We start from the raw sequence: 23,052 nt of genomic DNA, 5'->3' as shown, positions 1-23,052 counted from the left end.
ACAAATTACGTCCATTCATTATAAAAAGAGAAACCGTTACCGGCTTCCCTCAAATACAGCAGTAGATGAAAACTGCCCGATTTTCGAGAACTTTTGGTAACGGTCTTCCACTAATTCCGACTGGCTAAGTGGTAAGAGTGAAGTTAGATGCTTACATAATATATGCTCAATCGTCTGAGCCATCAGCTGTGAATTACGATGTGCTCCGCCCTTAGGCTCTGAAATAATCTCATCCACAATTCCCAACTTCTGAAGATCTTGTGCTGTAATTTTAAGTGCCTCTGCCGCCTCTTGGGCTTTCGAAGCGTCTCGCCATAAAATGGCAGCAGCGCCTTCTGGAGAGATAACGGAATAGTAAGCGTGCTCTAGCATCAAGAGACGATTTCCTACACCGATTCCGAGTGCCCCTCCACTACCACCTTCACCCGTGACCACACAGATAATCGGAACTTCAAAGCCTGCCATCTCCCGCAAGTTTCGAGCAATGGCTTCACTCTGCCCACGTTCCTCTGCTTCGATCCCTGGATGAGCACCTTGGGTATCAATAAACGTAATAATAGGACGACCAAATTTATTAGCTTGTTGCATAAGGCGTAAGGCTTTTCGATATCCTTCTGGATGAGGTAGACCGAAGTTTCGGGCAATCTTATCCTTTGTATCCTTGCCCCGCTCTTGCGCGATCACAGTAACAGGAATCCCATTTAGCTTCCCGATTCCTCCTATAATCGCGGAGTCATCTCCATAATGGCGATCTCCATGCAACTCAATAAAATCTTGGAAAATCTCTTGGATATAATGCACACTCGTTGGGCGTGATGCATGACGAGCAATTTGTACTTTCTGCCAAGTTGTCAGATTTCCATATATTTTCGTTTCGAGATGTTTTGCTTTCGCTTCAAGTGTATCAATCTCTGAGCTAAAATCAATGTCTTTTTCGGTTGTAAATGCTTTCAATTCATCAATTTTTTGTCGTAGCTCTAAAATCGGCTTTTCAAATGGTAGATAATTACTCATCGTAGTCACCCCCTGATCGTATGAAGTTCAAGAATTTTTACAAGCGTATCACGTAATTCAAGTCTTGGGACGACTAGGTCCAATTGACCATGCTTTAATAAGAACTCCGATGTCTGAAAATCATCTGGAAGTTTTTGGCGCACAGTCTGTTCAATCACTCGTCGCCCAGCAAACCCGATCAATGCTCCCGGCTCTGCAATATTAATATCTCCTAACGAAGAAAAACTGGCCGATACTCCGCCTGTAGTTGGATTGGTTAAGATAGAGACAAAAAGAACCTGATTCTGATTCATCTTTTGAAGAGCTGCACTCGTTTTTGCCATCTGCATCAACGAAAGCGCTCCCTCCTGCATACGGGCTCCTCCAGAAGCAGAGAAGAGAATAAAAGGAAATCTCTTTTGAACAGCACGTTCTGCCGCACGGGCAATCTTCTCGCCTACTACGGATCCCATGCTCCCCATCCGAAATCTAGGGTCCATCACGCCGAGAATAACGGGATAACCATCCATTGTTCCTTCACCTGTGATAATCGCCTCTTTCAGGTCTGTTTTCTCCATATCCTGCTTGATTTTTTTCTGATAATCTGGAAATTGAAGTGGATCAACTGAGATCAAATCAGAGTCATACTCAAAAAATCGTCCATCATCTACTAAAGATTGAATTCGCTCTGGTGCTGTCATCATAAAGTGATAGCCACATACCTTACATACCTTCTCGTTTTTCTCTACTTCTTTTGAAAGAAGAATCGTTCCACAAGTAGGGCACTTTTGCATGATCCCTTCTGGGACCTGATTTTTCGTTGCTTCTGTAGGAATAGTTGCATACTTTTTTTGTTTGCGAAATAGATCCTTAAGCAAGTGGGATCACCTCATTCGATAGATTCATCTATACTGGATTACTATGCGATTCAACTGTTTGAAACATAGATGGACTGAAATGTTCTTTCACCAACGATAGAGATTGGACCATGTCACGCTCACGAATCGCCGTAAGTAGCTTCTTATGCTCGTCCCACAATGTTTGAGCACCCGTTACCTTTGATAAAGATAAAACAGCAGGCTTAGTATGTAAGAACTGCATAATTTCCTGCCAGATACGAATTAATAAATGATTTCGGGATAAATAAACAAGGCGCTCATGAAACGTGGAATCTAGTTGTACGACTTGCTCTAGCTTCTCTACTTGCAAAAGCTGATCATTCATCTCAAATAATTCAGCGAGATCCTCTTCTTTCAAGCGATCGCATAAGAGCCAGACAGCCCCCATCTCCAAAAGAACGCGAGTTTCTAATAAATTCTCCAGTACTTGATGTCCTTGCAAAATATATTTGGCTAATAACTCTACAATGTGATTCGACTGAGATGACTCTAAGAACGTTCCCTCGCCACGTCTGGTCGAAATAATCCCCAGTAACTCTAGAGATCGTAATGCCTCTCGTACCGTAGAACGCCCGACTTGTAGTCGTTCAGACAACTCTCGTTCAGAAGGAAGGCGATCACCTGTACATAGACCATCCGCTTCAATTAATTGATGGATGCTATTTAAGATGCTATGGAATTTATTCGAACTTACATCCTTCATCCTATGTGTACTCCTAACAAACAAAGATGTCTTGATCATGATTGTAGCCTATTTTCGCTGGGTAAGTTGCAGTGTCCGTTCATAAATGACATCCGGATTTAGCTCTACCCGTGCCACACCTGTTTCAATCGCGGCTCTGGCAACCTCAGAAGCTACTTTAGCTGAAACCCTAGGGTCGAGTGCATCTGGAATCACTTTTTCTGCTGATAATTCCTCTGGAGAGACAAGATCGGATATCGCATACGCCGCGGCTACTTTCATGGCTTCGTTAATCCGTTTTGCTCGTACATCAAGCGCCCCTCGAAAAATACCCGGAAACGCTAATACATTATTAACCTGATTTGGATAATCAGAGCGTCCTGTCCCCACTACCCTCGCACCAGCTTGGTACGCTTCTTCTGGCATGATTTCGGGTGTTGGATTCGCCATCGCAAAGATAATCGGGTCACGATTCATAGAGCGAACCATCTCTTGTGTCACCATTCCCGCCACCGAGATGCCAATAAATACATCCGCACCATTCATCGCGGTAGCTAAATCCCCTGTTAAACCAGAGCGATTCGTTACCTGTGCAATCTCTTCTTTCATCGAATTCATCCCCTGAGGGCGTCCTTCGTAAATAATTCCCTTACTATCACACATAATGACATCCTGTACACCCAAGCTAATCAATAATTTAATAATCGCGATCCCAGCGGCTCCTGCACCACTTGTCACCACTCGAATCTCGGAAAGCTTCTTATTTACCACTTTGCAAGCATTGATTAGTCCCGCCAATGTAACAATGGCCGTCCCGTGTTGATCGTCATGAAACACAGGAATTTCCACTTCTTCTTGCAAACGCTCCTCAATTTGGAAGCAATTCGGTGCCGCGATATCTTCTAGATTTACACCCCCAAAAGTGGGAGCCAGCATCTTTACTGTTTTTACTATCTCTTCTACATCCGTTGTATCTAAACACAATGGAAAAGCATCGACCCCTGCAAACGATTTAAAAAGGAGCGCTTTTCCTTCCATAACGGGCAGAGCTGCTTCTGGACCAATGTTTCCAAGGCCAAGTACCGCCGTACCATCTGATACAACTGCTACTAAGTTGCCTTTCATCGTGTAGTCGTATACTTTATCTGGATCTACATGTATCTCACGACAAGGCTCAGCTACCCCTGGAGAATAGGCCAGGCTTAAATCATAGGAAGTTTCAACCGGAACCTTTGATTGCACTTCTAACTTCCCTTGATGTTTTCGATGCATCTCAAGTGCCGCTTCTCTTAAACTGGACAAACCTGATCTCTCCTCTATCACTACGCTTCTCTATGTCTCTTATCGGTGGTCAGACCACCAATAAGAGACATTATACCAAAATAGCGCTAAGGGGTAAAAGGGAACATAGCATCCATCTTCATTATTTATAAACATTAATACGAACCGCATCCGTTCCGAGCAACGCTTCCACTTCCTTTTGAAAATGAAGAGTTGTATTTACTCCATACTGATGAACAGGGAGAGAATGCCCTTTTTTCGTCCGTTCATAAACTAATTGGACAGGTGTTTTTCCATAGTTTTCTTTTATGATCATCTTTAATGCATACAAAATTTCGGATCTCTCTTGATGCGTGCGGATAAAAATTTGTACTTGCTGATTTGCTCCAGGCTCAGCCGCTTGATTCAGTTCATCTAATTGAATCATTTGATTCGCAATACACTTTCCACTTTCATTATTACCTTGATACACACCTTTGATGAGTAATGGTTGATCTTCTTGGAGAAACGATCGCACCCGCCGATACGTATTCGGGAAAATAACTACCTCTACCGTACCCGTTTGATCCTCTAGCTCTACAAACGCCATCGGATCTCCCTTTTTCGTGAGAATCGATTTAATATGAGTCACAATCCCCGCCAATACAATCGATGCCCCGTCCATTCCTTCCTCTAATTGATGAATCCGGTGTGTAATCTGTCCTTCATATTGCGGCTGATAATCATCTAAAGGATGCCCCGAAAGAAATAAACCTAGATATTCTTTCTCCAACTGAATCCGCTCTCTAGATGAATACAGAGCGACTTCTTCATAATTGCGGGTTAACGGTTCTTCGGTAAAGAGGTCTTCATCATCTTTAAACAGATCCATTTGATCTTCTAAGCCCCACTTTTGAGCCATAGATGTCTTCTCTAATACCTCTTCCAACATCTCTTTTTGGCTCGCGCGATGCCCGGGCAACGATTCAGTAGCTCCGCATAAAATCAATGATTCCAATACCCGCCGATTGCAAATCCGAAGATCAATCCGGCGACAGAAATCGCGAAGATCTACAAAGGGTCCTTTCTCCCTTGCTTCCAATATCACATCAATCGCCTGTGTTCCTATATTTTTGATCGCCGCTAATCCAAAGCGAATCTGATTTCCTTCGATTGTAAAATGATGACGACTAGATTGAATATCAGGTGGCAGGATCGAAACCCCCATTCGTTTCGCCTCGTCCATGTATTCAGCTACTTTCCCCTGATTCCCCATCATCGTCGATAGCTGAGCCGCTAGATATGCTTGCGGATAGTTTGCCTTCAAATAAGCCGTTTGATAAGCTAAGACGGCATATGCCACCGCATGACTTCGGTTAAATCCGTAATCAGCAAAACGAACGATGAGATCATAAATCTGATGACCAACCTCTTCTTCAAATCCATTTCCCACACATCCCTGGACAAAGGTCTTCCTCTGTTCATCCAGCAAATCTTTCTTCTTCTTCGACACCGCACGACGTAAAATATCGGCTTGTCCCAAAGAAAAGCCAGCCAATGTTGCGGCAATCTGCATGATTTGCTCTTGATACACAATAATCCCATAAGTAGGGAGCAATATTTCTTGCAATGCTGGATGAGGATATGAAATAGGCTCCAATCCATGCTTAGCCCGAATATATCGCGGGATTTGCTCCATCGGTCCCGGTCTATACAGCGCAAGAACCGCTACAATATCCTCAAAGTGGTTCGGTTTCAGCTCACGAAGCACCTTGCGAATCCCACTGGACTCTAATTGAAAGACACCTGTCGTTTCGCCTTTTGCCAATAGTCGATAGGTAGCTTCATCCTGATAATCACAATCCTCAAACGATACCTGAATCCCTTGATCACGCTGGATCATCTCAATCGCTTTTTCAATAACACTTAGATTGCGTAGTCCGAGAAAGTCCATCTTAAGTAGCCCAATCTGCTCTAACGCTTCCATCGCATACTGCGTGAGGGATACCCCGTCTGAGCCCTCTTGCAGAGGAACCCAGTCCGTCAACGGCGTTTTCGACATAACGACCCCAGCCGCGTGTGTAGAAGTATGCCTTGGGATCCCTTCGATTCGTCTCGCATAATCTACTAACTGTGCCATCTTCGGATTTAATTGATATATCTCCTCTAATTTAGGCTCTAGCTGAAAGGCACGTTTTAAAGTCATACCCGGGTTTCCGGGAATCAACTTCGCCATTCGATCTACTTCTTGGTACGAAAAGTTTAAAACTCTACCCAAATCACGAATCGCCGCACGGGGAGCCATCGTTCCAAATGTGATAATCTGCGCAACTCGATCGTTTCCATACTTCTCCGTCACATACGCAATCACTTCTTCTCGCCGTTCATAGCAAATATCGATATCAATATCAGGCATACTGATCCGTTCAGGATTCAGGAATCGTTCGAAAAGTAATTGATACTTAATCGGATCCACATCCGTAATCTCAAGCACATACGACACCAAGCTACCTGCCGCAGATCCCCGACCCGGACCAATCGCAATTTGATTTTGATGAGCAAAGGACACCAAATCCCATACCACTAGGAAATAATCAGCAAAGCCCATCTGATCAATCACATCAAGTTCATAGTGAAGACGTTTCTCTATCTCAGCTGTCAATTCCCCGTATCGTTTCTGTGCACCCTTCTCACAAATGACCCGTAAATACGCACTACTGCTTCCCACTTGCGGAAGGGGAAATTCAGGAAGTAACCGCTCCCCAAAGGAAATCTCCACATCACATCGCTCGGCGATCTTCACTGTATTCGTGATCGCTTCCGGTACATGGCTAAATTGCCTAGCCATCTCTTCCACACTCTTAAAATAAAACTGATCGTTCGCAAATCGTAATCGATTCTCATCCTCTACTTTTTTACCAGTACCGATACAAAGCAAACAGTCATGAACTTGATAATCATCTTGATGTACATAATGAATGTCGTTGGTCGCAATCAGCCCTAGATCATACTCTTTCGCCCATGAAATAAGCCTCTGATTTACCTTTTGCTGCTCCCATATTTGATGATCCTGTAATTCTAAGAAAAAATGCTCTCGTCCAAATATATCCACATATTCTTCTAGTAAGCGCTTCGCCTTCTCATCATCATCTTGCAAAATAGCCTGTGGAATCTCACCACCTAGGCAAGAACTAGTCGCGATTAATCCATTCCGATACTTACGAAGTAACGATCGGTCAATTCTGGGTTTATAATGAAATCCGCGAAGGTGCGCTTCCGTCGTCAGCCGAATGAGATTATGGTAGCCTTCGGTTGACTCTGCCAATAGGAGTTGATGGCAGATTTTCTGCTCTTTTAACATCGGTCTTTCTAGATAATTCTCGCTCATATACATCTCACAACCGATAATGGGCTTAATCCCCGCCTCTAGACAAGCCCGGTAAAAAGGGATCACTCCATACATCGCCCCATGATCCGTAATCGCTAACGCCTTCATCCCGTTTGCTTTGGCTGTCTGGACAAGCTGTTCGATCCTACCTGCTCCGTCCAACAAACTATACTCACTATGTACATGCAGATGCACAAATTCATCCTTCATCCTTCACCCCTCCGTTCGTCTTCTTTTGTGATTTATTATATCATTCAATTGAAATAGGGGAACAAATCTTCCCTTCCACTTATTAGTTATGTCAATTTTCCTTACATGGTCGAAATATCAGCAAAAATAAGGTATGATGGTTAGTATAACGAAAAAAGGGGGAGCATCCATGATTATTAGTCGCAGGGCATTGGCTAGGGCTAAACTGGAAAAGTTAAAACAAGGTTTCTCCGTATATACCGAAATCGAAGAGATTGCACAGTCTATTGAAAAAAAGCTGGATACGATCGATTTTCCAGTCCACATTGATCGCACAGACCTTGGATGTTGGTTCATCCCCGAAACAGATACTTCAGATCATAAGGTTGAATAATACAAGTGAAAAACACACCTGATCCTCTGAGATCGAGGGTGTTTTTCGTACTTTTTTGTAGGAGGCTTCTCTCTTGGGTGTACTGATTTTCACACTGGGTATGATCTCTTTTTGTGCAGTTGTCGTTTTTTCTTTCGTGTATAGACGTAGCCAAGGAAACACGCGCATGAAGAATCAAGGATTTATGAATATCTCCATGGGGGCTTTATTCCTCAGCTTAGCTGGCTTAGAATATGCTACCCTTACCTTTAAATCTCCATTAGGATATATCCTGCTCGCTTTAATCGCTCTTATTGGACTTGTTTGCTTCTATTATGGATACAAGAGGGTCCAGCTAAGCCGGCAGAAATCATAGATAAACGAATGTACACCACTTATGGATGATGAAACACCATAAAGACGGCTCTCCAAACAATTTAGAAGAGTCGTCTTTTCTATTTATCAAAAAGTTTCCTCACGACCTTTCTTGACTGAACAGTCCGCAAATGGTAAGGTAACGTGAGAAAGGAGGTAAAACAATATGGCTAGAAACAAAGAATTCGATACCACACTTGTGTTGCGTAAAGCTACGGAGATATTCGGTCATTACGGATATGAAGGCACATCCCTGCAAAACTTACTTGACGGATTAGGCATAGCCCGCCAAAGTCTTTACGACACATACGGTACCAAAAGAGAGCTGTTCATTTTAGCGATTAAACATTATTTGACTGAGAAATCATCGGCTGTTGTTGAATATCTCGAACGACCCGGTTCAGGGAAAGCAGCGATTGCTGATATTTTTTATCAAATTGCGACCGTTTTAAAAGATGAACTGCGCCGTAATGAATGTTTTATTATATGTAGTGCCATCGATCAAATCCCCCACAATCCCGAAATCGCTACCTATTTCGAGAAAGACAAAGCTCGATTAGAACAAGCCTTTTATGAAGCATTATTGCGCGCTAAACAACAGGGCGAATTAAGTGATCGGCAGAAAGACTTACTTGCCCTTGCCAGATATTTATACCATGCACGCTATTCACTTACTCAAGCGGTCAAGATCACTTCAGATCCGAAAGTACTAGATAACATCGTAGCCGTCATCCTATCCACTTTAGACTAATCATGGAGTACTTTCACTGCTTCATGATCGTCAATTTTTCGCGGACTGGATTGCTCGTTACCTTACATCTCGAAAAACAAATCTCTGACCAGAAATTATTTTTAACTTTTTTCTTGACCAAACGATCTAGAAAGAGTATGATGATGTTGTAAGAGAAATTCGGCGAAAGAATTTGAACCGAATGCTTCTAGCAAAGCCAAGGAGGTGTTAGAAACCAAATCAGTAGATATTTTAGACTGATTGATCTATATAAGATCATTACTTATTTTTTGATCATTCTAGACCATTTGGTCTTTAAAAATGATAAAGCAGTCACGTAAAACCAAAAAACAAACATCCTTTAGGAGGAATACATTATGACTACCCAAATGACAAAAGAACAAATTCGCGAAAGAGCAGAAGGTGTATTTAAAAACCATCTCAAATATTTATCTGCTGGCGAGATTGCAACATGGACCGATCTTTTCCATCAAGATGGAGTGTTAGACTTCCCTTATGCAATTGGAAACTTCCCTAAAAAAGTAGAAGGTAAAAAAGCTCTTTATGATTACATGATCAACTTTCCAAAGCATTTTAGCGTCAAGTTCTATGATTTGAAGTTTTACCCTACTGAAGATCCAGAACTCGTAATCGCTGAATTCAAATCTACAGGGAAACATCTTGAGACTGGGAATCCATATGAACAAACTTATATCAGTGTCGTTCAAACGAAGGATGGTTTCATCCAAGTGTATCGCGATTTCTGGAACCCAATGGTAGCGATTGAATCGATCGGCGGGAAATTAGAAGAGTTTATTGGATAATCCAAGACAACAGAACCAATAAACTGATGATGTTGTAGATCAACCACTTCTTTGACCATTTCAGACCATTTGGTCTTGAAAATGATAAAGCAGTCACATAAAACCAAAAAACAAACATCCCTTAGGAGGAATTTATTATGACTACCCAAATGACAAAAGAACAAATTCGTGAAAGAGCTGAAGGCGTATTTAAAAACCATCTCAAATATTTATCTGCTGGCGAGATTGCTACATGGACCGATCTTTTCCATCAAGATGGAGTGTTAGACTTCCCTTATGCAATTGGAAACTTCCCTAAAAAAGTAGAAGGCAAAAAAGCTCTTTACGATTACATGATCAACTTTCCAAAGCATTTTAGCGTCAAGTTCTATGATTTGAAGTTTTACCCTACTGAAGATCCAGAGCTCGTAATCGCTGAATTCAAATCTACAGGGAAACATCTTGAAACTGGGAATCCATACGAACAAACATATATCAGTGTCGTTCAAACGAAAGATGGCTTCATCCAAATGTATCGCGATTTCTGGAACCCAATGGTAGCAATCGAATCGATCGGCGGGAAATTAGAAGAGTTTGTAGGGTAATGTTTTAAATGAAAGTTAGTTATGCATAAACATAAACGGAGTAGGCCAGACAACCAGTCTGACCTACTTCTGTTTATGCGGAAAATATTCTCGTATTCTCGCTTGCATAATTATGTGCCTAAAAAACTCCAGTGTTACACATTTTCATTTCATCAACCGAACTATTAATCGGTAAGCTTAATAGCCCTTAGAGTATAGGTATCATAAGCAGGAGCATTCGCTCCAGTTGAATATAAGACAACGGGAGCTCCAGCTATAACTCTTACTCCAACAAGTTGCCCAGCAGTTACACGCTGAATACTATTAGCTGAGATCGTAAGATTCGCTCTAACATTTATATTCCTACCTAAAGGGTTTGGTGGTGCTGCACCATTAATTTGTAACTGAACTAAAGCATCACCAGCCATCGCTCCTGCCACAATCGTATAGTCAATTGCATATACACCGCTTTGTTGCACAACAACTTGATTATTTGTTGGTGAATTTAGCGTAAATTGTCCAGTTGGAAATGAAGTAGAGGCTACGGTAAATGGAATGAATTGATTAAGAGGAACTGTTGTAGCATTGGCATCCTTTACTCCACCTCCAGAAATATTAGTAGCTCCCGTTGGGCCGGTAGCTCCCGTTACTCCAGTGGATCCAGTTACTCCATCGGCTCCGGTAGCTCCCGTTACTCCATCTGTTCCAGTTGCTCCATCAGCTCCGGTCGCTCCAGTTGCTCCATCGGCTCCAGTCGCTCCAGTTACTCCATCGGCTCCGGTAGCTCCCGTTACTCCATCTGTTCCAGTCGCTCCAGTTGCTCCATCAGCTCCAGTCGCTCCAGTTGCTCCAGTCGCTCCCGTTATCCCATCTGTTCCAGTCGCTCCAGTTGCTCCATCGGCTCCAGTTGCTCCATCGGCTCCAGTCGCTCCCGTTACTCCATCTGTTCCAGTCGCTCCCGTTACTCCATCGGCTCCGGTAGCTCCCGTTACCCCATCGGCTCCAGTCGCTCCCGTTACTCCATCTGTTCCAGTCGCTCCCGTTGCTCCATCGGCTCCAGTTGCTCCATCGGCTCCCGTTGCTCCATCGGCTCCAGTTGCTCCATCGGCTCCAGTCGCTCCCGTTACTCCATCTGTTCCAGTCGCTCCAGTTACTCCATCGGCTCCGGTAGCTCCCGTTACCCCATCGGCTCCAGTCGCTCCAGTTACTCCATCTGTTCCAGTCGCTCCAGTTGCTCCATCGGCTCCCGTTGCTCCATCGGCTCCAGTCGCTCCAGTTACTCCATCGGCTCCGGTAGCTCCCGTTACCCCATCGGCTCCAGTCGCTCCCGTTACTCCATCTGTTCCAGTCGCTCCAGTTGCTCCATCGGCTCCCGCTACTCCATCTGTTCCAGTCGCTCCCGTTGCTCCATCGGCTCCAGTTGCTCCAGTTGCTCCATCGGCTCCAGTCGCTCCCGTTACTCCATCTGCTCCGGTGGCTCCCGTTACTCCATCGGCTCCGGTAGCTCCCGTTACCCCATCGGCTCCCGTTACTCCATCTGTTCCAGTCGCTCCCGTTACTCCATCTGTTCCAGTCGCTCCAGTTGCTCCATCGGCTCCCGTTACTCCATCTGTTCCAGTCGCTCCAGTTGCTCCATCGGCTCCCGTTGCTCCATCGGCTCCCGTTGCTCCATCGGCTCCAGTCGCTCCAGTTACTCCATCTGTTCCAGTCGCTCCCGTTGCTCCATCGGCTCCCGTTACTCCATCTGTTCCAGTCGCTCCAGTTGCTCCATCGGCTCCAGTTGCTCCATCGGCTCCAGTTGCTCCATCGGCTCCAGTCGCTCCAGTTACTCCATCGGCTCCAGTCGCTCCAGTTACTCCATCGGCTCCAGTCGCTCCAGTTACTCCATCGGCTCCAGTCGCTCCAGTTACTCCATCTGTTCCAGTCGCTCCAGTTGCTCCATCGGCTCCCGCTACTCCATCTGTTCCAGTCGCTCCAGTTGCTCCATCGGCTCCAGTTGCTCCAGTTGCTCCATCGGCTCCAGTCGCTCCAGTTACTCCATCGGCTCCGGTAGCTCCCGTTACTCCGTCGACTCCGGTGGGGCCGGTTACTCCATCTGCTCCGGTGGCTCCGATAGCGCCCGTAGCCCCGGTAAGACCGAGTTCTTCAACTATTGCTTTAAGGATACCTGCAATGGCTCCAGACGCTCCAGTCGGCACTTCTAAACTCACATTGGCGGAACCAGAGGTTACCGTAATGTCTAATGTATTGGATATAAAGTTTATGGTATCTCCGAAACCAAGCTGAACACTTCCGTCTGCGCCAGAGTTCCCCTGAACCACAAATAAGAAATCACCTGTAGCTAAAGATCCCGTCGCTCCTTGAGGTCCTGTTGACCCTTGGGGTCCCGTGGCTCCAACCGTTCCCGATGGTCCTGCTGGTCCCTGAGGTCCTGTAGATCCCTGAGGTCCAGGAGGCCCTCCCGATGATCCTGTGACTCCCGGCGGTCCTTGAGGCCCCGTAGGTCCCCTCGTAACATCTGTTCCTAACACGTTTTCTAACTTCTCGTTTAGAATCCATTCTTTCTTCCCAATTACATTAATCGTCTCGCGAACGCTTTCATTAATCGTAAGTAAATCGCTAATCGAAGGTTGAAAGGTTGTGGATACTCCAGGGAGAGTTCCTAGAACATACTGAAGCTTTTCTCCTTCCGCATTAATAATATGGCTAAGACCTAGCTCTTCTAAGGCAATGGACGACAGCAATAGGTTTACTGCGTCTTCTCGAGTAAGCGTAATATTCGGCGTAATATTCGGCATATTCGATTGAGACATACTACTTTACCTCCCCATACATAACTCCTACTTATACGTATGCAGTTGTGTTGCCAAAAAGGAGATTACAATTGATAGTGACAAAATCATAATAGGTCGTGCCTAAACAAGAGCCATAAATCTCACTTATCATCGATTTTGAGTTCCCTACTGTTTCATACAGAATTAATAAATATACAAAATTACCTACGGCAACACCATGCCAACAAGTAAAATCATGTACAACGAGGAATATCAGGAAATTTCCTCCATCGTGTACTCAATAAGTTATAGATCTAGAGATCTAATACCGGAATACCAATTTACATCTGTAATATTATCAATTAATCTCTTTCGGTTCTTATTAATCATAAAAGAAAACTTACCAGGGGACCAGATTAGGAGATTTCCTCCAATATCTGTATCTTTCCATGTAAGCAAAACCCAATCACTACTTCTTTGTTGATCATCTTCTGTTTAATTATTTCTCGTAAACTGAGCCCCTTTCTTGACGTTATCGACGAGCTTCTTAACAGCAGGCTTGACCACATTTTTGACTGCTATTTTTACCTTGGTATAAGCATTCCTCTTGTAAAACCTCATTAGATATTCTTAACTTCATAATTAGTTGCTTAATCTCTTCTAACCGCTTCTGTCGCTCTTCTTCCGTAATCTTAGGCGCAAACACATTTATAGTCGTATTACCGAAATTATAGGTCGCATCTGGACGAAAATCCCCCTCCATTAGGCATCACCTCTGTTAAAGGTATGCAGGCAACGAGGATCTTTGTTCAACCTGAGCCTCCAGATGATTGAAGACCCACTATTTTTTAAAACAAATCCCTTTGAACCATCTAACTCTAACAGGTTAGATATTCAAAGGGATTATTCTTTCATTTAACCATCCACTACTTCTCAATCATCTGCGCCGTAATCAACGCCTTCCCTACCACCTGCTGATCCGTTAACACCTCTACATCCAACTTCGCCTGATTCCGGCCCAGTTCTAAAATCTTAGGCACAATCTCAATCATCGTTTCCAATTGAACCGGCTTGAGCGTATACAAGGTAAAGTTTTGGATCACTAAGTCTTCTCGATGATATTTCCGAAGAAGTCGTAGGCATGTCTCGGTCATCAAGGTCGTTAGGACACCTGTGCTTAAGATGCCAAGCGAATCGGTCATCTGCGGGCTAATTTTACCGCGTAAAACGGGCGTCCCTTCTTTCAATACCTCTTGGAATCCCCTTGTTGATAACTCATGAACCGTTTCGCCTACTTGGGGCTGTTTTTGCATGGTTTGTAGGGATTCGATCACGTCTTGTCTGCTGACGATTCCGAGTAGCCTTTTCTGTTCATCGACCACAGGCAATAACTCAATCCCTTCCCACACCATCTCATGGGCCGCCGCAGCGAGAGAGGTGTGTGGATGGACATAGACAGGACTACGCGTCATAGCCTTCTCGATTCGATCGGAAGCAGAGAGACCAATCACATCTTTAGCTGTAACCATTCCTACGATTCTACCTGTTTCCTCTACTACTGGGAATTTACTATGTGAGGTTTCTCTTACTAGTTGATGAAATTTATCGACTGAATCCATAGGCTCTAGTGTAATAGGCTGGCCGTGAGTGGCTAAGAGATCCTCTACTAGTAAAATCTCTTTTTTAATCAATCGATCATAGATTGCACGGTTGATCAAGCTCGCTACGGTAAATGTATCATAGCTACTCGAGATGACAGGCAATTGGTAGAAATCCGCCATTTGCTTTACTTCCTCAGTCGCATCAAAGCCCCCCGTAATCAGTACCGCCGCCCCGTATTCCAACGAAACTTGGTGGACACGATCACGATTCCCTACAATTAATAGATTGCCTGGACCAACATAACGAAGAAGTGCTTCTAATTTCATCGCCCCGATCACAAATTTCGTTAACGTCTTATGAAGCCCTTCTTTCCCTCCGAGCACCGTTCCATCTACGATGTTTACCACTTCTGCAAATGTGATCTTCTCAATCTCAGAACGTTGTTTTTTCTCGATTCTCACCGTTCCGACACGCTCAATCGTATTCACAATCCCTCTGGTTTCGGCATCTTTAATCGCCCGATAGGCGGTCCCATCACTTACGCCGAGGGTCTTTGCGATTTGGCGCACAGAAATCTTATGCCCTATCTCCAACTGCTCTATGTACGCTAAAATTTGTTCATGTTTGGTAGTCAACCCAAATCCTTCTTTCTCCGCATCTTCTATTACATTTATTATACACAACAAACCCCGAGATTCCTAAATCTGTATTCTCTATCAATCACTACGATACTGACCTGAGATTGATCCTATACCATGTCATGTTAACTTGTGGGCATTTTCCATAAAAAACGCTAATCAGATCGATTAGCGCCTATCGTTATAAAAGGTCCTACACCTTCTTACGGGATGTCCAGAAGTTCAAGTTGGCTCCCTATTTTCTTAAAAAAAGCCGGTGTAAAATGGGTCGGAATTCGCTCACTAGGAAATGCGTTGAAATAATGAGAGGCTGCTCCTACATCCAAACCAGAATGAAATAAATTACAAAATGTAGCCTCGTATTTGCTCAAAATCCACAATTCTTGAGCTAAATATGGTATCGGTGGATATACAGAAGGAATATCAGTAGTTAATTCTTTTAGATAACGGCTATGCGCCCACCAAAAATTCCCTGCAAAAGCTACTGCTCCAGGTGTATATTGAAGACTACTAACATCTACTTTCTCTAGGCATTCAAGGGCTAAAGAATGATGATCGATTAAGAGAGTTTCCAACATATTTCTCCAATCTGCCACATTCGATTCAGTTGCTTGACCAAAGTGTCGTACACCCTTTGTATGCAAATATAACACTCGGACGTTCTGTTTATTTACAGTACTATATTCATGCAACCACAATAGAGTTGATTTTTCCCATTCATGTGCGTCAGGTTTAATGACATATTGAAGGGTATCATCGTATTGATCGATTCCTAACCGTTGTAGGTCTTCCTCAATACGACTCGTATCATCAATCTGATCTGTAACGATATTTAAGAAAATCGCATCTAACTTTTGATATAAACCAGATGAACATAGCCGTTTAAGCTGACTGTCCACTATATCAATCCAATTGTTTACTGCCCATGCATGCATAAAACAAACAATGGAGTGTGTAGGAAAGTCTACTAATCTATCAGATAGTCTTATAGACAATTCCATCACCTTTTTGTTTTATTTTATTTTCTTACTCTCTATAAATATGATCGCTAGTCTCATAGTGTGATAGATTTAGACAACTAAGGCATCCTTGCTCCATGCGTAGTCTCATACTCTATCTTTTTATATTTTCTATCTTTTATAGACAACTATTGTAACGGGCAAGCACTAAAATGAATTAATATAAAGAGTATTCATTGTTCTCTATCACCACTTTAGAAAGGGAGTTGAGATAGTTGAATATCCCCATTGAATTACATCATATCCCAACAGCGTGGAGAGGACATGAACCATTTGCTATATGGCTCGTACAAAGACTACAACCAAATGTTACGGTAGATTTAGGTGTTGATTCTGGATTTTCCACGTTCTCTCTAGCCATTCCGAACATTGGTACGGTCTATGGTATTGATCATTTTGCAGGAGATCCACATGCAGGTTTTCGAAACACCTACGATTCCGTAATGGCAACTAAAGATGTTTTAAAGAATAAATACGGCATAGATAATATTCAAATCATAAAAGGAGATTTCATAGAAGTCTCGAAGACATGGACCCAGCCAATCGATATACTTCACTTAGACGGATTTCATACGTATGATAGCGCTAAAGCAGATTTTCTTCATTGGCTTCCTCACCTACAAGAAAATGGAGTTATGTTGATGCACGATGTAGTCTCATTTCCATCCGTAAAACAAGTCTATGATGAATCTACTATGTATCGTTGCTACTTTCCTCATTCAGCTGGGCTGGGAGTCTTGTCTAGAAATAAAGAAATAATAGAAGAAATTGTAAAGCTATTTGGTTTAACCTTTGAAAATGCTTAATAGATAAAAATGTTACACCCATGTAAATAAACCGCACCCCCATTGTTAGATACGAAATACAATCTAACAATGGGGGTGCTTTTTTATGACTGAATCGATTAACGTCTATCACATATAATAAGATCTTTGCATTCTTTTCTGTTCCTGATAATACTCCTGTTCTGTATGCATCCATTCTAACCGTTGTCTGTATTCCTTTTGGATCTTCCTTCTCTGGCTAGATCTTTGCCATTCTTGCTTATATGCTAACAAGATCAACAGAGCTAGGGCGCCCCACAATCCCAAGAAACATAACTGTTTCAGCTCAGATGTCTGTTTGGACATATTGGTTATAAAGACCATGCACAGTGCCAAAGTAACCGATATTTTGATTCCAACCCAACGCATCGTCACATGAAATCCCCCTCTTCCTTCTCCTCTACACTATATGTCCAAGCTTCTAGATCATGACATAAAAAAGAGAGATGGCATTTAACCATCTCTCAAGTAAATTACGGATGTACCTGTACGATACTAGGTCCATTTCTATCATAAAAACTCGGATTAAACTGAGTAGGAATTCGCTCATTCGGGAATGGGTGATAATAATGTTCTATATACCAACCCGTGTTATATATATTGCAAAACTTGACTTGCGTACTACTCAAAATCCACATTTCCGAAGAATGATAGAGACTGGGTGGATATGCTTGGCTAACATCAGCAGGCAAACGTTTAATGTACTGACTATTCGCCCACCAAAAGTTCCCTGAAAAATGCGGACTCATCGCTATACAAAATTGAAGACCGCAAGCATCTGCTTTTCCTAGACATTCCATGCACAAAGTATGATGATCGATTACGACGGTTTCCAAAACATTTCTCCAATCTGCCACGTTCGGTTGTTCTGGACCCCCGAAATATCTCAAACCTTTTACATGGAAATAGAGAATCCGTACATTTTGGGGATTTACAGTACTATATTGCTGTAACCACGCTAGTGTCGATCTTTCAAAATCATGCATGTCCGGCTTAATAATAAATTGAAGAGTATCATCATATTGTTCGATTCCCATCCATGCTAGCTTTTCTTCAATATGATGAGTATCCATCTGATTGGTAACGATATTTACGAAAACAGCATCTAACTTTTGATACAAACCAGATGAACATAACCGTTTAAGCTGTCCGTCCAGTATCTCTGCCCAGTTGTGAATGGCACATGCATGAATAAAGCAAACGTTTGCATGGCCAGGAAACTCTACCAACCTATCAGATAGCCGCACAGCCAAGTTCCGTCACCTTCCCTGCTTTATTTTCCTTACTCTATAATCTATGAATTTCATTCTATAAGGTGTGTACACTCTGCGTAGGTCTATTTTTCTATTTTTTGATTTTTATAGACATCCGTTGTTACAATCCCTTTTCGTATACATACTATATTTAGAATTCTGATCCCATAGAGAGGCGATGATAGATTTGGATATTCCAATTGAAGTTCAGCATATCCAGACAGCTTGGAGAGGGCATGAGCAATTTGCAATGTGGCTCGTACAGAGATTGCAACCCAATGTGACTGTAGACTTAGGTGTTGACTTGGGATATTCTATGTTCTCTCTAGCTACGCCTAAGATTGGTACTGTCTATGGTGTAGATCATTTTCAAGGGGATGAACATGCAGGGTTTAAGAACACGTACGATTTTGTGGTGGGAACGAAAAGTATTTTAGAAGAAAAATATGGTATCGATAATATTCAAGTTATACAGGGCGATTTTACCGAAGTCGCTCAGACATGGACACAATCTATTGATATCCTTCATATAGACGGCTTTCATATATATGAGAGTGCTAAAAAAGACTTCCATCATTGGCTACCTCATCTACAAGAAAATGGAGTTATGATTATGCATGATGTAGTCTCTTATCCCGATGTAAAGAGAGTTTATGATGAATCTAATCTATATCGTTGCTACTTCTCACATTCAGCTGGATTGGGAGTCCTATCTAGGAATAAAGAATTAATTGAAGAAATTGCAGGTTTATATAATTTGACATTTGAGGATGCTTAACATAAAAAAACGGTAGATCATGTCCTTTTGAAGACATGGTCTACCGTTTTTGCGATCTCTATAAATGGAGAGATTCATGAGGCTCTAGGACAACCCCTTCTAGGCCTTTTTCCTGTAAGTCTCTCACAAACTTTTCCCCATCCTGCTTAATCGGTGGAAACGTATTATAGTGAATTGGAACATATTTCTCTGCCCCAATCCACTCGGCCGCAAGCAGAGCTTCTTGTGGCCCCATGGTAAAGTTTCCTCCGATTGGAAGAAGGGCTAGATCTATTTTTTGCCCAATCCCTATCAGTTTCATATCCGAGAATAAAGAGGTATCTCCAGCATGATAGATGGTTCGGTCACCTAATGTAACTAGAATACCACCCGGTTGACCCGCATAGATGATTTGATTGGTCTCTGGATCTACAAAACTACTACCATGGATGGCGTTTGTATACATAACTCTCCCAAATGGAAAATCATATGGACCGCCGATCCCCATCCCGTGAGTCCGGGCAACGCCCTTTCCCTCTAAATAAAGAGCTAGTTCATAAGGAGCAATAACCAAAGCGTCGGACTTCTCTGCCAATGCGATCGTATCTCCCACATGATCGTTATGACCGTGTGTCAGTAAAATCACATCTGCTTTTTGATCCTCTACCTGTGCCGCAGCAGCGGGATTTCCAGTAAGAAACGGATCAATCCAAAAATGGAGTCCTTGATGTATGATTTCAACCGCCGCATGACCGTGAAATGTAATTTTCAATGTTCCACTCTCCCTGAAGCTTACCTTAAGAAAAATCCATAATCTCTTGAACAGGCGCTAGCATAATCGTCTGGAGATCCTTCATCGTAGCACCAAATCTTTCTTCTGCTTGCAAATATTGCATAATAACAGGAACTTCTTGAATAGCTAGAGTAATTTTCTCTGCTCCCTCTTTAAACTCGTCCGTTGGCTCGATTCCTTGCATGCGAATCTTCTGCATCGTGATATGTAATTGATGATAGCCTTTCAACATCTCTTTATAGCTTTCATTGGTCTCCAGCTCGCTTTTTAGCTTTTTCAACTCTAGGTACACATCTGATTCTCTTATGGCATTAACCATTCCATATGCAAAATCGTATGGATTCTCCATTATGATCATCCCTTTCATTTTCAAAATACTTCCATATTAGTTTATCATCTTCTGGCTAGAGATAGAAGTGCTATTAATTATCTCGTAACGAAAAATCGCCTAGTCATACGGTTGGTCAAGCCCTTTTTCCGCACCCTCTTATACTTGCCCACATAGATTGCAGTAGTGATTTTTCTGGCGGAAGGGGATTGTCATGGGGCAAGCAAAAATCCAAATCCAGGTTCTACATGAACGCCACTTTCCCGCTCATATAAACATGGTACTATGCCAGACGCTTGCTGAAAAATTAGGAATCCAAGGTTCCCCCTTTAGGATTTCATTCGGCTCAGCAACAGAAACGGGATACGCATCGATTCGGCAAAGTAATAACCCCGTCTTACGAATCAGCTCTAAACTTGCTACACATTTACGAATTGAAAACGAAACCACCATTTCCGCCTATTTTGATAACATAACAAGACGATTAAAGCTCGGACCGCTCCTTGGCATCTTAATTAATTCACATCCCAAGGAGGGGACAGATGCTCCATTTGGAGAGATCACCAAATTCCTCGATGAATGCGTGCAAGCAGCTGACAACCATGGGTTACGGATTGCCGTCATCTCGCCTGATCTCATTCATCTAGAGAGTCGGAGTATCCAAGGCTATGTGAAAGACCAGGGCAAATGGAAACGTGTTTTACTTCCCTTACCCGATGTGATCTATAATCGAATCACCTCTAGACGCATCGAAAGAACGGCATCTGTACAAAGAATGGTTGAACATCTCAAAGACTCTTGCTCTATCCCATTTTTTAATGATCGGTTCCTAAATAAAATGCAAGTCCATCAGCTATTAATCCAAGATGAAGAAGCCGCCGAAATGCTTCCTGAAACGTATTATCTAAGCACAGAAACGCTTAAAAGTATGACAAAAAAATATCCCAGCCTGTATCTAAAACCGACAAACGGAAGTCTCGGTGATGGAATTATTCGCGTCATTCGAAAAGACGATAAGTGGATTGCTCAATCCTCTGTACAAAACGGCACCACTACCAGTCATACAGCCCAAACCTTTACCGAACTAAACCATATCTTGAGAAACAAGGTTAAAAAGCGCGCCTATCTCATTCAACAAGGTCTGCAACTGGTACGCTTTCAGAATCGGGCTCTTGACTTCCGAATCCTCGTACAAAAAAACAAAACAGGCGAATGGGCTGTTACCTCCTCTATAGCCAGAATAGCGGGTGATCAGCAAATCGTCTCCAACGTAGCAAAAGGGGGAACTCTTCGCCGGGTCAAGGATATTTTATCTGAACTAGGTGATCTACGTAACAAACTAACGAGTGCTCAAATTCGAAATGTCGCAAAATCCATTGCCACCTCATTTGAACATCAAGTAGACGGACACTTTGCCGAACTAGGAATCGACCTTGCATTAGATCAAAATGGACGCCTTTGGTTAATCGAGATAAATTCTAAGCCATCCAAAACCGACGACACCGTTCACAATCCAACATTATCTGCTAGGCCTTCTGTGGTCCGTCTTATGGAGTACACCATTCACCTTACTAGCGAACACACCCGTAACAGGCACTCCCATCCTCCACACCAAGGCTATTTACAATCTATACCAAAAAGGAGGAAACCGAGATGAAGGATCCTATACTACGCAAATCAACTGCTAACCAACATGTTCTAGGCATACTAATATGTGGAGGAAAAAACGAGAAAAAGCGCCCATTTGGCGAAAGTGGCTTTTTTCGACTCCTAGCTGAAGCTGGAAAACCATTAGGAATTAATATCTTCGTATTTAATCCGAAAATGATGAATTGGCAGCGGCGAACGGCTACAGGTTATATCCCAACCGCCGAAAAAGATTCATGGGAAATGGTAACCAGACCCATACCGAATCTAATCTATGACCGCTGTTTTTACAATACAAGCAATCACTATCTCACCTATAGACCCTATCTCGCTCTCCTAAACCAAGACCCTTCTATCAAAATTTTAGGACGTCCGCTCAGCGGCAAAATCCAAACCTACTCCATCCTTCGAGCGAATAAAGAAATCATGCCTTACCTTCCTGAAACCGTAACTTATCAATCTACGGCTCAAGTATTTGATTTCTTAGATCGCTATACCCATATTGTGATCAAGCCAAATGGCGGAAGTCATGGAGTCGGAGTCGTAGCTGTCTTCCAACTCATAAAAAGAAAAGGGTTTTATATAAAAGGTCGCGATCGAAAGAATCAATCTTTCCAGACCATCGTGGAGACCAAAACACAATTACGCAACTGGATTCAACAATACATCGGCACGACCCGCTTCGTCATTCAGCCATATTTGAGCCTTTCCACTCCGGACGGTCAGCCATTCGACTTACGAATCCTCATCCAGAAAAATAAAGAGCAGGAATGGGAGACCACAGGCATGGCCATCCGAGCTGGAAAGCCAAATAGCATCACTTCTAATCTACATGGTGGTGGAAATGCTCACAGACTCCTCCCCTTTATCAAGCAGCATTTCACATCCGAACAAGTTGAAAAAATCAACGAGGATATCCAAAAACTAGCATCTGTGGTTCCAAACTTTATCGAAGAAAATCATGGTACCCTCCTTGAGCTTGGACTTGATGTTGGAATCGATCGTAATGGGAAGGTTTGGATTCTAGAGATCAATTCTAAGCCTGGACGCATGATCTTTTTGCGCACAGGTGAACACGAAATACGAAAACGTTCTATTCAGCTACCTATGCAGTATGCACAATCTCTTTTAGTGAACTAGT

Annotated in this window: 22 protein-coding genes; 9 read left to right on the top strand and 13 right to left on the bottom strand. The window is 42.9% G+C overall.

Annotation, left to right across the window (positions count from 1 at the left end):
- Positions 1–36 precede the first annotated feature (36 nt).
- The 5 genes from J2Z48_RS04500 to J2Z48_RS04480 form a co-directional block, all read right to left on the bottom strand.
- Positions 37–1,014 (bottom strand): acetyl-CoA carboxylase carboxyltransferase subunit alpha, encoded by a 978-nt coding sequence (locus tag J2Z48_RS04500; protein WP_307251366.1) that lies wholly within the window; start codon positions 1,012–1,014, stop codon positions 37–39.
- 5 nt (positions 1,015–1,019) lie between these two features.
- Positions 1,020–1,871, bottom strand: a complete 852-nt coding sequence (accD, locus tag J2Z48_RS04495; protein ID WP_307251365.1) for an acetyl-CoA carboxylase, carboxyltransferase subunit beta — start codon at positions 1,869–1,871, stop codon at positions 1,020–1,022.
- A gap of 28 nt (positions 1,872–1,899) precedes the next feature.
- Complete coding sequence (locus tag J2Z48_RS04490) at positions 1,900–2,595, bottom strand: FadR/GntR family transcriptional regulator (RefSeq protein WP_307251364.1); 696 nt, start codon at positions 2,593–2,595, stop codon at positions 1,900–1,902.
- A 48-nt stretch (positions 2,596–2,643) separates the two neighbouring features.
- The gene (gene ystJ, locus J2Z48_RS04485; protein ID WP_307251363.1) at positions 2,644–3,876 is read right to left on the bottom strand and encodes an NADP-dependent malic enzyme; all 1,233 of its coding nucleotides are present in this window, start codon (positions 3,874–3,876) and stop codon (positions 2,644–2,646) included.
- A 121-nt stretch (positions 3,877–3,997) separates the two neighbouring features.
- The gene (locus J2Z48_RS04480) at positions 3,998–7,432 is read right to left on the bottom strand and encodes a DNA polymerase III subunit alpha (RefSeq protein ID WP_307251362.1); all 3,435 of its coding nucleotides are present in this window, start codon (positions 7,430–7,432) and stop codon (positions 3,998–4,000) included.
- A 169-nt stretch (positions 7,433–7,601) separates the two neighbouring features.
- Between J2Z48_RS04480 and J2Z48_RS04475 the strand changes: the two genes are divergently transcribed.
- The 5 genes from J2Z48_RS04475 to J2Z48_RS04455 all read left to right on the top strand — a co-directional run bounded on the left by J2Z48_RS04475 (position 7,602) and on the right by J2Z48_RS04455 (position 10,297).
- Positions 7,602–7,805: a YtzJ family protein gene (locus tag J2Z48_RS04475; protein ID WP_307251361.1), complete on the top strand. Its 204-nt coding sequence runs from the start codon at positions 7,602–7,604 to the stop codon at positions 7,803–7,805.
- 73 nt (positions 7,806–7,878) lie between these two features.
- Complete coding sequence (locus tag J2Z48_RS04470) at positions 7,879–8,160, top strand: YtpI family protein (RefSeq protein ID WP_307251360.1); 282 nt, start codon at positions 7,879–7,881, stop codon at positions 8,158–8,160.
- Positions 8,161–8,325: 165 nt separating this feature from the next.
- On the top strand, positions 8,326–8,910 hold the full coding sequence (locus tag J2Z48_RS04465; protein ID WP_307251359.1) for a TetR/AcrR family transcriptional regulator: 585 nt from the start codon (positions 8,326–8,328) through the stop codon (positions 8,908–8,910).
- Between the two features lie 356 nt (positions 8,911–9,266).
- Positions 9,267–9,713, top strand: a complete 447-nt coding sequence (locus tag J2Z48_RS04460; protein WP_307251358.1) for a nuclear transport factor 2 family protein — start codon at positions 9,267–9,269, stop codon at positions 9,711–9,713.
- A 137-nt stretch (positions 9,714–9,850) separates the two neighbouring features.
- Positions 9,851–10,297 (top strand): nuclear transport factor 2 family protein, encoded by a 447-nt coding sequence (locus tag J2Z48_RS04455; RefSeq protein WP_307251357.1) that lies wholly within the window; start codon positions 9,851–9,853, stop codon positions 10,295–10,297.
- A 164-nt stretch (positions 10,298–10,461) separates the two neighbouring features.
- Here the strand turns inward: J2Z48_RS04455 and J2Z48_RS04450 are convergent, their stop codons facing one another.
- The 4 genes from J2Z48_RS04450 to J2Z48_RS04435 form a co-directional block, all read right to left on the bottom strand.
- On the bottom strand, positions 10,462–13,089 hold the full coding sequence (locus tag J2Z48_RS04450; protein ID WP_307251356.1) for a beta strand repeat-containing protein: 2,628 nt from the start codon (positions 13,087–13,089) through the stop codon (positions 10,462–10,464).
- Between the two features lie 508 nt (positions 13,090–13,597).
- Positions 13,598–13,813 carry a hypothetical protein gene (locus tag J2Z48_RS04445; RefSeq protein WP_307251355.1) on the bottom strand — a complete coding sequence of 72 codons (216 nt, stop codon included), beginning with the start codon at positions 13,811–13,813 and terminating at the stop codon, positions 13,598–13,600.
- Between the two features lie 163 nt (positions 13,814–13,976).
- Entirely contained in the window at positions 13,977–15,287 is a 1,311-nt protein-coding gene (locus J2Z48_RS04440) for a DRTGG domain-containing protein (protein WP_307251354.1), read from the bottom strand.
- A gap of 206 nt (positions 15,288–15,493) precedes the next feature.
- Positions 15,494–16,285, bottom strand: a complete 792-nt coding sequence (locus J2Z48_RS04435) for a hypothetical protein (protein WP_307251353.1) — start codon at positions 16,283–16,285, stop codon at positions 15,494–15,496.
- A 239-nt stretch (positions 16,286–16,524) separates the two neighbouring features.
- Here J2Z48_RS04435 and J2Z48_RS04430 point away from each other — a divergent pair, with 239 nt between their 5' ends.
- The gene (locus tag J2Z48_RS04430) at positions 16,525–17,115 is read left to right on the top strand and encodes a class I SAM-dependent methyltransferase (RefSeq protein ID WP_307251352.1); all 591 of its coding nucleotides are present in this window, start codon (positions 16,525–16,527) and stop codon (positions 17,113–17,115) included.
- 108 nt (positions 17,116–17,223) lie between these two features.
- On the opposite strand, the gene J2Z48_RS04425 is transcribed toward J2Z48_RS04430, so the two are convergent.
- Positions 17,224–17,508, bottom strand: coding sequence for a hypothetical protein (locus J2Z48_RS04425; protein ID WP_307251351.1), 285 nt, complete (start codon positions 17,506–17,508; stop codon positions 17,224–17,226).
- Between the two features lie 98 nt (positions 17,509–17,606).
- Positions 17,607–18,380, bottom strand: a complete 774-nt coding sequence (locus tag J2Z48_RS04420; protein WP_503128542.1) for a hypothetical protein — start codon at positions 18,378–18,380, stop codon at positions 17,607–17,609.
- Positions 18,381–18,573: 193 nt separating this feature from the next.
- Between J2Z48_RS04420 and J2Z48_RS04415 the strand changes: the two genes are divergently transcribed.
- Complete coding sequence (locus J2Z48_RS04415) at positions 18,574–19,164, top strand: class I SAM-dependent methyltransferase (RefSeq protein ID WP_307251349.1); 591 nt, start codon at positions 18,574–18,576, stop codon at positions 19,162–19,164.
- A gap of 58 nt (positions 19,165–19,222) precedes the next feature.
- On the opposite strand, the gene J2Z48_RS04410 is transcribed toward J2Z48_RS04415, so the two are convergent.
- Both J2Z48_RS04410 and J2Z48_RS04405 read right to left on the bottom strand, forming a co-directional pair.
- Complete coding sequence (locus J2Z48_RS04410; RefSeq protein WP_307251348.1) at positions 19,223–19,915, bottom strand: metal-dependent hydrolase; 693 nt, start codon at positions 19,913–19,915, stop codon at positions 19,223–19,225.
- Between the two features lie 25 nt (positions 19,916–19,940).
- Entirely contained in the window at positions 19,941–20,285 is a 345-nt protein-coding gene (locus J2Z48_RS04405; protein WP_307251347.1) for a YlbF family regulator, read from the bottom strand.
- A gap of 193 nt (positions 20,286–20,478) precedes the next feature.
- On the opposite strand from J2Z48_RS04405, the gene J2Z48_RS04400 reads away from it, so the two are divergent.
- Together J2Z48_RS04400 and J2Z48_RS04395 are read left to right on the top strand one after the other, a co-directional pair.
- Positions 20,479–21,921 (top strand): YheC/YheD family endospore coat-associated protein, encoded by a 1,443-nt coding sequence (locus J2Z48_RS04400; protein WP_307251346.1) that lies wholly within the window; start codon positions 20,479–20,481, stop codon positions 21,919–21,921.
- Positions 21,918–23,051: a YheC/YheD family endospore coat-associated protein gene (locus tag J2Z48_RS04395; RefSeq protein ID WP_307251345.1), complete on the top strand. Its 1,134-nt coding sequence runs from the start codon at positions 21,918–21,920 to the stop codon at positions 23,049–23,051. The genes J2Z48_RS04400 and J2Z48_RS04395 overlap by 4 nt, the downstream gene beginning before the upstream one ends.
- The last annotated feature ends 1 nt before the right edge of the window (position 23,052 follow it).

Source organism: Croceifilum oryzae, from assembly GCF_030814315.1.
Lineage (GTDB): Bacteria > Bacillota > Bacilli > Thermoactinomycetales > Thermoactinomycetaceae > Baia > Baia oryzae.
This window is presented reverse-complemented; position numbering and strand designations above follow the sequence as displayed.

Coding starts and splice junctions, on each gene's coding strand:
- J2Z48_RS04480 (WP_307251362.1), bottom strand. CDS start 7,432: ATGAAGGATGAATTTGTGCATCTGCATGTACATAGTGAGTATAGTTTG.
- J2Z48_RS04450 (WP_307251356.1), bottom strand. CDS start 13,089: ATGTCTCAATCGAATATGCCGAATATTACGCCGAATATTACGCTTACT.
- J2Z48_RS04465 (WP_307251359.1), top strand. CDS start 8,326: ATGGCTAGAAACAAAGAATTCGATACCACACTTGTGTTGCGTAAAGCT.
- J2Z48_RS04500 (WP_307251366.1), bottom strand. CDS start 1,014: ATGAGTAATTATCTACCATTTGAAAAGCCGATTTTAGAGCTACGACAA.
- J2Z48_RS04475 (WP_307251361.1), top strand. CDS start 7,602: ATGATTATTAGTCGCAGGGCATTGGCTAGGGCTAAACTGGAAAAGTTA.
- J2Z48_RS04455 (WP_307251357.1), top strand. CDS start 9,851: ATGACTACCCAAATGACAAAAGAACAAATTCGTGAAAGAGCTGAAGGC.
- J2Z48_RS04445 (WP_307251355.1), bottom strand. CDS start 13,813: ATGGAGGGGGATTTTCGTCCAGATGCGACCTATAATTTCGGTAATACG.
- J2Z48_RS04395 (WP_307251345.1), top strand. CDS start 21,918: ATGAAGGATCCTATACTACGCAAATCAACTGCTAACCAACATGTTCTA.
- J2Z48_RS04405 (WP_307251347.1), bottom strand. CDS start 20,285: ATGGAGAATCCATACGATTTTGCATATGGAATGGTTAATGCCATAAGA.
- J2Z48_RS04460 (WP_307251358.1), top strand. CDS start 9,267: ATGACTACCCAAATGACAAAAGAACAAATTCGCGAAAGAGCAGAAGGT.
- J2Z48_RS04400 (WP_307251346.1), top strand. CDS start 20,479: ATGGGGCAAGCAAAAATCCAAATCCAGGTTCTACATGAACGCCACTTT.
- J2Z48_RS04490 (WP_307251364.1), bottom strand. CDS start 2,595: ATGAAGGATGTAAGTTCGAATAAATTCCATAGCATCTTAAATAGCATC.